Genomic DNA, 10,166 nt, shown 5'->3' on the forward strand with positions numbered 1-10,166 from the left:
GGAAACCTTATTTTTGGAACAGAAGCTATCTTCTTCTTTCATCAGGCGGAGCCCCTATTGAAACCATAAAAGAATATATTAAAAACCAAGAAACTCCTAATACGGCTAACACCCTCTGAATCGAAGATTCAGAGGGTGCTTGCGCCTTAATGCATGATCAATTAAATTTCTACGATTAAAAAAACATTTAAAAAATATTTGACAGGATATTATAGATTTAATATAATTAATCTTGTAAATGCAAATGATTTGCATTTACAAGATTAAGATCTATTTATGAATAGAATGTACAGATACATATAATATAGTTTGAAAATTTGGATAGGTAAATTCAGAATATACTTTCTATAAAGCTAAAATTTCAAGTAAACATGTAGGAAAACAGTTGAATAGGTTATCATAGCAAAGCAATTTGCATTGGAAACTTGATGATTAAGTACAAAGATACACCTGCAAATTGTAGGTGTCTCTCTTAATGTTTAAAGTTAAGACTATTTAAGTATAATCGTACCCTAAAGGGATATGGAAAAACCCTAGAGAAAATGACCATGTTTGATATTACTCGTCATAGGTTCGAGTTTTTTGACTTTTGTTCTGAATATAAGATAAAAATGGAAAGGAATGTTTAAAAATGACAAAAATAGATATTATTTCTGGTTTTTTAGGTTCTGGGAAAACTACATTAATAAAGAAATTATTAAAAGAAAAATTATTAAAAGAAAAGATTGTTATTATTGAAAATGAATTTGGAGAAATAGGAATTGACGGTTCATTGCTAAAGAAGTCAGGGATTGAGATTAAAGAATTGAACTCTGGATGCATTTGTTGTACGTTAGTAGGTGACTTTGAACGAAGTATTAGAGAGATTATTCATAAGTTTAAGCCCGAAAGAATCATAATTGAACCTTCGGGAGTAGGCAAGCTATCGGAGGTGTTAAAGGCTTGTGAGACACCAGAATTGAAGGATATTCTTCACATAAATATGCTCATAACCGTAGTTGATGTATCTAAGTATGAAATATATCTTCCAAATTTTGGTGAATTCTTTGAAAACCAAATTAAATATGCTAGGACGATTATTCTTAGTAGGACTCAAAAAGCCTCACATGAAAAGATAGATAAGGTAGTGAGCTCTATTCGGAAGCTAAATGACAAGGCAAATATTGTAACAACGCCATTGGAAAGTTTAAAAGCAGAGCAAATTGTAGCGGTTTCAGAACAGGATACAGCAGTATCTCTTGAAAAACAGATTAAGAATGTGGTATTAGATAAGAGACTGCATTCGGATTGTTGTGAATGTGGACATGTGCATAAGGAGATTCATCATCATGCTAATTGCAGATGTGGTCATGAGCATCATCATAGTGCAGATGAAATTTTTGAAGTATGGGGAATGGAGACGTCGAAGATATTTAATGAAGAAGAATTGAAGAGTATCATTACTATGCTTGATAATGATGATTTTGGATTTGTATTAAGAGGAAAGGGCTTTTTGCAAGTTGATAATGGAGCATGGGTTCAGTTTGATTATGTTCCTGAAGAGATAAATATGAGCAAAGTTGATCCAGATTATACGGGGAGGATATGTATAATAGGTAGAAATCTAAACAAAAATGGGCTTAAAAAACTATTTCATGCTACAGTATAAGTCGAGGTTGAATAAATGAAGACATGTGTGGATATTATTACTGGATTTTTGAACTCCGGAAAAACAACTTATATAAATGAATTGCTTCAAGATAAGAATCTGCTAGAAGATAGAGTTGTTGTTATACAATGTGAAAATGGTGAAATAGGTATTGAAAGTGCTGTATTAAAGGATAATATAGTTTTTATAAATACTCTTGAAGAACAAAAAGATTTAGATGTCAAATATCTTGGAGATATCATTGATAAATATTTACCCGATAGAATAATTATTGAGTATAATGGAATGCTTGAGACAGAAAAAATTTTATCTTTATTTGAAAAACGTTCTGTTAGAAAAAAGTGTTTTATTGGAAATATCATATGTTTAGTGGATGTATCAACTTTTGAAGTTTATATGAATAATCTTGGAAATATATTGAGGAATCAAATTGTTTTGGCAGACCGAGTTGTTTTAAACAAGATAGCTAATACTCAAGAAGAAAACTTTAAAAGAATAGAGAAAAGTATAAGGAATCTTAACAGAAATGCAGAGTTATTTAAGGTACCTTTATATGATGAGGAATTTCCGAAAAAATTAAAAATTGATGTTGATACGTCTTCTATTGATAAATCCAAATTTAGTTTAAAGATATCAAATATTTTTATTAGCATATTTCTTATGTTTGTCATTGCATATTTTACTTTTTCTGTTATGAGAGCTTTTAAAGTGAATGTAATTAATATAGATTTTTCAGAAATTAAAATTTTTAATATGATATTTATAAGTATTTTAATGCAAGCTTTTCCTTTTATGCTAGTTGGGATGTTTGTATCATCTATTATGCATGTATTTATTTCCAACGAAACTATTGTAAAGCTTTTTCCAAAAAAATTTGGGTTAGGTTTTTTAACCGCAATGTTTGGAGGTCTTTTATTTCCTGTATGTGAATGCGCTATTGTGCCGGTGACAGCACGGTTAGTAAAAAAAGGGGTATCATTACCTGTTGCAGTGACATTCATGTTATCTGCACCTATTATTAATCCAATTGTTATTACATCAACTTTATATGCTTTTCCAGAACATCCGGAAATAACAATATACAGAATATATTTTGGTCTTGTTATTGCTTTGGCTGTAGGTCTTATATTAACGCTTTTTCCCGAGACAAAACCTTCACTATTAGATGAAATAAATGGATTAACATGTGATTGTGTATATTGCAATTTGGAAATGAATGGCAAGCAAAGCATTGGCGAAAAAATACGAATTATGTTTTTGCATGCTGGTGAAGAATTCTTTAGTGTTGGTAAATATTTTGTTTTAGGAGCGTTTTTGACAAGTCTTATACAAACCATAGTACCAAGAGATATTTTTTCAGAATTATGGGTAAGAGATGGCTTAGCTCTTGTTGTGATGATGGCAATAGCTTTTCTGTTTTCTGTGTGTTCTACTTCAGATGCTTTTATTGCAAGAAGTTTTTGGGATAGGGTTTCAACTGGATCAATTATGGGATTTCTTGTATTTGGTCCTATGATGGATGTTAAGAATCTTTTTATGTTGTTTGCAAGTTTTAGAAAGTCATTTGTTATTAAGCTTGTAATATTTATCACTATAATATCTTTTGTGTTGCTTTATTTCTTAACATTTTTATTACTATAGAGGGAGGTAGGTGTATTGTGAGAGGTATTAAAACAAGAAATTATAATATTGATGCTGCTTTTAAGATTGCCATGTTGATGGGTTTTGCTATATTCTTTTTTTTAACAATACAATCGGGACGGGTTTTAAAATATGTACATCCGAGAAATGTGCTATTTATAAAGTTTGCAGTAATTGCCATGGTATTGATATCTTTTTTCCTTATCCCTGAGGTATTCAAACCACAGAGAATTAGAGTGAATTCAATGCCACTTCTGTTTTTTGTTTTACCACTTATAATGGCATTTCTACTACCAGCTCAGAGTTTTAACTCAAATTCTATATCTTATGGTGACTTAAAACTTGAAAGGAATTCGAGAAATATAGATGATTCTGAGAAAAAAATTGAGTATTCAAATAAAAGTGAAGATAAAGAGGATATCTATATAGATGAGTATTCTGATACCAAAGATCAAAGTATTGTTGATTCAAATGATAGTGAATATAAGGAGGATACTTATGTAGATGAGTATTCTGATACTGAAAATGAAAGCATTATTGATTCAAATGAAGATGAACTTCAATTAATTGATGGAACTATTATAATGGATAGCGACAATTATGTAAGATGGATGCAGGAAATATATGAAAACATAGAAAAATATAATGGAAATAAGATTCAAGTTACTGGTTTTGTGTTCAAAGATGATCAATTTAATGATAATGAGTTTGTACCTGCAAGAATGATGATGGTTTGCTGTGCTGCTGATGTGCAGCCAGTAGGATTTCTGTGTAGATATGAAAATGAAGTCGAGCTAGAGACAGATACTTGGGTAAAAGTGCATGGTACTATTACAAAAGATGGATTTAAAGGAAACGATATACCTATTATTGAAGCAGACAAAGTTGAAAATACAGCAAAACCAGAGGTTGACTATGTATTTCCTTTTTAATTAATGTATATAGCGTAAAAATAATTGTGAACCTCATCCCCTGAATAGAATATTCAGAGGGTGCTTATATTTATATTAACAAAATTAAATTATTTCAACTAGTATAAAATATAATCTAATGATGGCTTAGAAAATGAAATTACATTTTCTAAGCTATCTTTATCTTTGCTAAATTTTGGGTAATTAGTATTCTATTTTTAAAATGATAAAAGCATCTAAATCCGAAGGCTATTTGTTTAATTACTTTAATTTTATTATTAATGCCTCCTATAATTCCGTTACTATAGTTGTATTTTAGTGTATTATTTATGTACTCCATATGATGCTTTTAATTCCGGATCTAAATGTAAAAGATAGTTAATTATATCAACTTCTCTTATCCTATCTTTAAAACAACGATGATATTTATATTTGATAAAATCTATCTTAGAAGTATCCTTAAGTAATAACTTCCAATACTTTTTCAATTTATTATAGTTTTTCTTATTTTTATTCATGATCTTGATTCTTGTTTTATTGTGGTTCTACATATTTTTTGTTTTTAACGAAGATTTCACCTTTCCATAATTTACTATTAACAATACCATGATATTATTATTGCGAACAAAAAATGTTCAAATAAAAAATAGGAGGGTTTATATGAAAACTCAACAAAATTGGGTAAAAATTTCAACACTTCTTATGTTACTGTCTTTTCTATCAAGTGCATTCAGTTTAACAACATTTGCTGCAAATGTACAGCAGCCCACACAGTATGAAAAAAGCTACACAATCGTCAGTCCTTATGAGGATGTAGACTGGGAAAATTACGGTCAATACAAAGCTGATTTTCACGCGCACTCAACAAACTCCGATGGCGGTAATCTTACAAAAGATATGGTCGAAGATCACTACAGCAAAGGCTATGATATTCTTGCCATGACAGATCATAACTATCTCACAAAAAGCTGGGATAAAGTTACAGAAGGTGCTATTGATTCCGCAAGAGAGGCTGAAATCGTTGCGGGAGTTGACCGTGACGGCAAGGGTATGATTGATATTTACAATTCTGATGAGCAGTCGATCACTGATCATATCAATTCTTTCTTTGCAGATTTCAATAACAGCACCGGTGCTACCATGGCTAGTACGATTCAAACCGTGGAGGAAATGGGTGGTATTACTCACATTAACCATGCGGGCAGATATACCGGCGGCAGGCAGGGCGGCGAAGCCGGAATAGCGGCTTCCAATGATCCTGCAACTATTCAAAAGTATGTTGATCTCTTCGCTGCATACAGTTCCTGCGTTGGAATGGAAATCATCAATAAGATCGACAACGAGTCCAGAAGCGATAGAATCCTTTGGGACAATATTCTGAAAGAGATGATGCCCAATGGCCGTTTCGTCTGGGGTTTCTCAAACGATGATACGCACAGCATAAACGCCACCGGATATTCTTGGAATATCATGCTCATGCCTTCGCTTTCTCAGGAAGCCACAAGAAAAGCGATGGAAACCGGCGCATTTTATGCGGTGAGCCGTGTCTCCCGTCCTGACGGCATCAATGCAACCTTGCCTGATGGCAGTAGCACGCCAGGCAGCGGTACATCTTCCACTTTATACTTGCTTGATCAGACTACTCCCAGCATTTCCAATATCGTTGTGAATCAAAAGGATAATACGATAACGATTAATGGACAGGATCACGATACCATTGAATGGATCGCAGATGGCGTTGTGATCGCAACCGGTGCAACACTCGATCTGAACGACTATGAAAATGAGATTAACAGTTATGTACGCGCACAGTTAAAAAGCAGCACCGGTATCGCTTTCACTCAGCCTTTCGGCGTTAAAGAGAATAAGCCCGCCACCATTTCTATTACAAGTATTGAGAACGGCAACAAACAGGCAAATGTGAATTTTGATATACGTTCCGCCAACGGCAAGGGGTATGTTGTGTATCTTTCTGAAAGCGGAAATGAGGGAACCTATGCCCCGTACAGCGATGTGAACTATAATTCCAAGGGAGCGCACATCAAGGGTTTAGAAAACAAGGAATATTACGCATACATTATGTATGTGGAGGGTAACACTATTATCGAGAAAAGTGAGCCAGTCTTGTTAAATCCCGGGAAATAATTTGTATAAATATTCTAATTAACTTAACAATTGAAAAGCCATGCATTTATATGGGTTTTGAGACAACAAAAACCGAGGGATAATAAATATGACTTATTCCTTGGTTTTTATTTTAGGGAACACCATTTTGAAGCATACTACACAACCCAGTTTACGAATACAATAAAATTAACTATTGATAAACTTACTATTTTGTGTTACTATATACTAGTAATAAGTAATACTGCATACAAGCAATACAGAATAGAAAGGAAGAGTTACATTAGAGAACATTACGGAAATGCTCAAAGGCGTGCTAGAAGGTTGTGTTCTTGAAATCATCAACCACGAGGAAATCTACGGTTACGAGATCACGCGGAGGCTGAATGCCTTCGGATTTTCGGACGTTGTGGATGGGACAGTTTATACCATTTTGGTGCGGCTTGAGAAGAATAAACTTGTGGACATAGAAAAAAAGCCATCCGATATGGGACCGCCGCGAAAGTTTTTTATGCTCAATGACGCGGGGCGTGAGGAGCTGCAGAAGTTCTGGGAAAAATGGAAATTCGTAGCATCAAAAATTAACAAGTTAAAGGAGAGAAAATAATGAATTTTTGGAAAAAAATCACGGGAAGCGACATGACTAAAGAATTAAAAACTTTTGAATCGCGAGCTAAAAAGCTGCCGGCTGATTATCAAGCGGCATGGGAAAAAATTAAATCCAATCTTTGGCCCCACTCAGATTTCACCGGTCGCAACCTCATGCCAATTCTTGATGGTGTGCTTGGTCTGCTCGAAGAAACAGCGGCAGATGGTCAGAGTGTCCAAGAGGTTTTGGGTGACGATATCAAAGGCTTCTGTTCAGCGTTGGCTGGCGAAGAAGGGGCAAAGTCTTTTCGCGACAAGTGGCGCAAGCAACTTAACAATAATATCGCTAAAAAATTAGGTAAATAGGAGGATAAAATGAGAATACAAGATATCATCGAAGGCAAAAAAGAGTGGCGAGCGCACGTGGCTCGTGTCAAAGCGCTCCCGAAAGATTATCAGGTTGTTTATAAAGAGATTCAAAAATATCTCTTTAAGGTCGGCCCTGTTGAGCTAACCGACGGAATAGATTTGCTCTCGGGGATTATCGATCTTTTTGAAGAGGGTACGGCCTTGGGGAAAGGCGTACTCGAAGTGACGGGCAGTGACGTAGCGGCTTTCTGCGACGATCTAATCAAAGATTCAAAAACTTACGCTGACATCTATCAAGAATCTGTTGACCAAGAAGTTAATAAGGCCATGAAAAAGGTTACGGATAAAACAAAGTAAAAGGGAGATATCAGGATTGAAAAAGCAATTGAAGTGAAAGGTTTGCGCCTTCAGCAAAGGTGGAGTACATTCAAAAGCAGCTTAATATTTGCAGGCATTAAAATGATAGTGATCAACAAAAACATTAACTAAAGGGATGGTAGAGTGTGTAAATACGAGTGGATATTGTGCCCGGTCTGTGGCAACAAAACAAGGGTCAAGATGCGTGATGATACGGTGCTTGAAAATTTCCCCCTATTTTGTCCCAAGTGTAAACAGGAAACGATAATCAATGTAAAACAACTGAATATATCAGTTATTAAAGAGCCAGACGATAAGACGCAGAGCCGATAACATGTGAATGAAATCACAGTTGTCGGTTCTTTTTTTATAATAACTACTCAAGCTGCATTGAAAGAATTAGACGCAGATTTGAGTAAGGTTACTATATTGTAGAGGAGGAAAATAAAATGAAAAAAAATATCATACAAGTTAAAGGGGTAAAGAAATCTTACAAAAATGTAGAAGTGCTCAAAGGAGTAGATTTGGAAGTAGAGCAGGGAGGTATCTTTGCATTACTAGGTTCCAATGGAGCAGGAAAAACAACGATGATTAGAATCATGGCTACTTTACTTAAAGCAGATGCTGGAAGTGTTGTGATCAATGGTTTTGATATTGAAAAAAATCCAAGGGATATTAGAGGTTCTATCAGTCTTACTGGTCAGTTTGCTGCTATTGATGAAATTTTGACTGGACGTGAAAATCTCCAAATGATAGCAAAACTTAGACATCTTAAGAATCCAAATCAAGTAGCATATGAGTTAATTAATCGTTTTGGTATGTCAGAGGCTGCAGACCGCAGAGTAGGTACTTATTCTGGAGGTATGAAAAGAAGAATTGATATTGCAATGAGCCTTGTGGGGAATCCAAAGATTATTTTCTTAGATGAACCAACTACAGGTCTTGATCCAGAAGCACGTTTAGAAGTTTGGAAGATCATAAAAGAGCTATCAACTGCGGGAACTACCGTATTCTTAACCACTCAATACTTAGAAGAAGCAGAACAACTTGCAGATAAAATTGCTATTCTTCATGGAGGGAAAATCATTGCTCTAGATACATTAGAAGGATTGAAAAAATTATTCCCACCTGCAGAAGTAGAATATGTAGAAAAACAACCGACATTGGAAGAAATATTTTTAACAATAATTGGTAAAAAGGGGGAAAAATAAATGGAATCAACAAATAAATATTTTTTCAAAGATATGAGTGTTATGTTTGGACGTTCTATGCGTCATATTTTTAGAAGTATGGATACAATTATTACAGTTAGTATCACACCAATTGCCATTATGTTACTATTTGTTTATGTATTTGGTGGTGCAATAAAAACCGGTACGGAAAATTATATTGATTACCTATTACCAGGTATAATGTTAATGACTATTGGTAGCGGGATTGCATATGTAGCTTACCGTTTATTTACAGATAAAGAACGTGGTATCTTTGAACGTTTTCATTCTATGCCTATAGCTCGTTCTACAGTATTATGGGGACATGTATTAACATCGATAATCTCTAATGGGATTTCTGTAGTAGTTATTATACTTGTTGCATTATTAATGGGTTTCCGTTCTTCAGCAGGAATCTTAGAGTGGTTAGCAATATTTGGGATTCTTGGGGTATTTACACTTGCTTTGACTTGGATTGCTGTAATTGCTGGACTTGCTGCAAAAACACCAGATGGTGCAGGTGCATTCTCCTACCCAATTATCTTCTTACCATTTATCAGTTCTGCCTTTGTACCAACAGATACTATGCCTTTAGCAGTACGTGTTTTTGCGGAAAATCAACCGGTAACTCCTATAGTTGAAGCTATTCGTAATTTATTATCAAACCAACCAGTAGGAAATGATATATGGGTTGCCCTTGCTTGGTGTATAGCAATAATAGTTGTAGCTTATATATTTGCCATAAGAATATATAAAAAATTATAATTTAACTTTGTATTAAGTGCAGTTACTTACCCATAGGGGTAGATTAAACTAAAAAATTATTATATCAATAATCTTTTGCGTAATTGTGTAGAAATCATGTTATCATGCATGTTGTGGTAGTTGTCAGGATAGAGAGAAAATAGCCAGTAAAATCAAGGGAGAGAAGAAAAACAGTCTTAGATTTTGGAAATCCACTTGAGCAATATTGTCAGTTTAATTTATATATGACAAAAAGATATAGAACACATTAATAAATTTATTCAGACTTTATCTTTAGAACCTCGTATCGTGTTGATATTTACGAGAACCAGAAGAGTTCATCCAATTCATGGATGGAACAGCGATGGATTGTGAAGATGAATAAGAAGTGTTGATAGGCTAACTTGGATTTAGTTCTGAGTTGGCTTTTTTTTAGAATATAACTATTTACAATTATATAATTTTTTACTATTACAAAAACAAATTGAATATAAAATGTAGGTTGTCAAGTAAAATTGCATTGTAAATCAAATGTCATAATTTGAATTAACTTTACTGAAAGAGAGCTATTAG

At 34.0% G+C, this 10,166-nt stretch carries 13 protein-coding genes; 11 read left to right on the forward strand and 2 right to left on the reverse strand.

The genetic code is table 11. The features are described from left to right. From GOQ29_RS06415 to GOQ29_RS06430, 4 genes are all read left to right on the forward strand, one after another. Positions 1-119: transposase (locus GOQ29_RS06415; RefSeq protein WP_203371820.1), on the forward strand; the 119-nt coding region annotated here is incomplete at its 5' end. Between the two features lie 512 nt (positions 120-631). After that, on the forward strand, positions 632-1,648 hold the full coding sequence (locus GOQ29_RS06420; RefSeq protein ID WP_203371821.1) for a CobW family GTP-binding protein: 1,017 nt from the start codon (positions 632-634) through the stop codon (positions 1,646-1,648). 15 nt (positions 1,649-1,663) lie between these two features. Continuing rightward, positions 1,664-3,289 carry a permease gene (locus tag GOQ29_RS06425; protein WP_203371822.1) on the forward strand — a complete coding sequence of 542 codons (1,626 nt, stop codon included), beginning with the start codon at positions 1,664-1,666 and terminating at the stop codon, positions 3,287-3,289. Between the two features lie 17 nt (positions 3,290-3,306). After that, the gene (locus GOQ29_RS06430; protein WP_203371823.1) at positions 3,307-4,221 is read left to right on the forward strand and encodes a TIGR03943 family putative permease subunit; all 915 of its coding nucleotides are present in this window, start codon (positions 3,307-3,309) and stop codon (positions 4,219-4,221) included. A 148-nt stretch (positions 4,222-4,369) separates the two neighbouring features. On the opposite strand, the gene GOQ29_RS06435 is transcribed toward GOQ29_RS06430, so the two are convergent. Both GOQ29_RS06435 and GOQ29_RS06440 read right to left on the reverse strand, forming a co-directional pair. Then, the gene (locus tag GOQ29_RS06435; protein ID WP_252187541.1) at positions 4,370-4,540 is read right to left on the reverse strand and encodes a transposase; all 171 of its coding nucleotides are present in this window, start codon (positions 4,538-4,540) and stop codon (positions 4,370-4,372) included. After that, on the reverse strand, positions 4,524-4,718 hold the full coding sequence (locus GOQ29_RS06440; RefSeq protein WP_203371831.1) for a hypothetical protein: 195 nt from the start codon (positions 4,716-4,718) through the stop codon (positions 4,524-4,526). Before GOQ29_RS06440 ends, GOQ29_RS06435 begins: the two co-directional genes overlap by 17 nt. A 142-nt stretch (positions 4,719-4,860) precedes the next feature. Between GOQ29_RS06440 and GOQ29_RS06445 the strand changes: the two genes are divergently transcribed. The 7 genes from GOQ29_RS06445 (at position 4,861) to GOQ29_RS06475 (ending at position 9,614) form a co-directional block, all read left to right on the forward strand. After that, complete coding sequence (locus tag GOQ29_RS06445; protein ID WP_203371824.1) at positions 4,861-6,345, forward strand: CehA/McbA family metallohydrolase domain-containing protein; 1,485 nt, start codon at positions 4,861-4,863, stop codon at positions 6,343-6,345. Positions 6,346-6,625: 280 nt separating this feature from the next. Next, positions 6,626-6,931: a PadR family transcriptional regulator gene (locus tag GOQ29_RS06450; protein WP_203371825.1), complete on the forward strand. Its 306-nt coding sequence runs from the start codon at positions 6,626-6,628 to the stop codon at positions 6,929-6,931. Then, on the forward strand, positions 6,931-7,278 hold the full coding sequence (locus GOQ29_RS06455) for a DUF1048 domain-containing protein (protein ID WP_203371826.1): 348 nt from the start codon (positions 6,931-6,933) through the stop codon (positions 7,276-7,278). Before GOQ29_RS06450 ends, GOQ29_RS06455 begins: the two co-directional genes overlap by 1 nt. Positions 7,279-7,287: 9 nt before the next feature. After that, on the forward strand, positions 7,288-7,638 hold the full coding sequence (locus tag GOQ29_RS06460; protein WP_203371827.1) for a DUF1048 domain-containing protein: 351 nt from the start codon (positions 7,288-7,290) through the stop codon (positions 7,636-7,638). A gap of 144 nt (positions 7,639-7,782) precedes the next feature. Next, the gene (locus GOQ29_RS06465) at positions 7,783-7,971 is read left to right on the forward strand and encodes a cysteine-rich KTR domain-containing protein (protein WP_203371828.1); all 189 of its coding nucleotides are present in this window, start codon (positions 7,783-7,785) and stop codon (positions 7,969-7,971) included. Positions 7,972-8,087: 116 nt separating this feature from the next. Continuing rightward, positions 8,088-8,849: an ABC transporter ATP-binding protein gene (locus tag GOQ29_RS06470; RefSeq protein WP_203371829.1), complete on the forward strand. Its 762-nt coding sequence runs from the start codon at positions 8,088-8,090 to the stop codon at positions 8,847-8,849. Beyond that, positions 8,850-9,614, forward strand: a complete 765-nt coding sequence (locus GOQ29_RS06475) for an ABC transporter permease (protein WP_203371830.1) — start codon at positions 8,850-8,852, stop codon at positions 9,612-9,614. Positions 9,615-10,166 lie beyond the last annotated feature (552 nt).

The sequence above is a fragment of the Anaeromonas gelatinilytica genome, from assembly GCF_016820635.1.
Taxonomy (GTDB): Bacteria; Bacillota; Clostridia; order Tissierellales; family SIT17; genus Anaeromonas; species Anaeromonas gelatinilytica.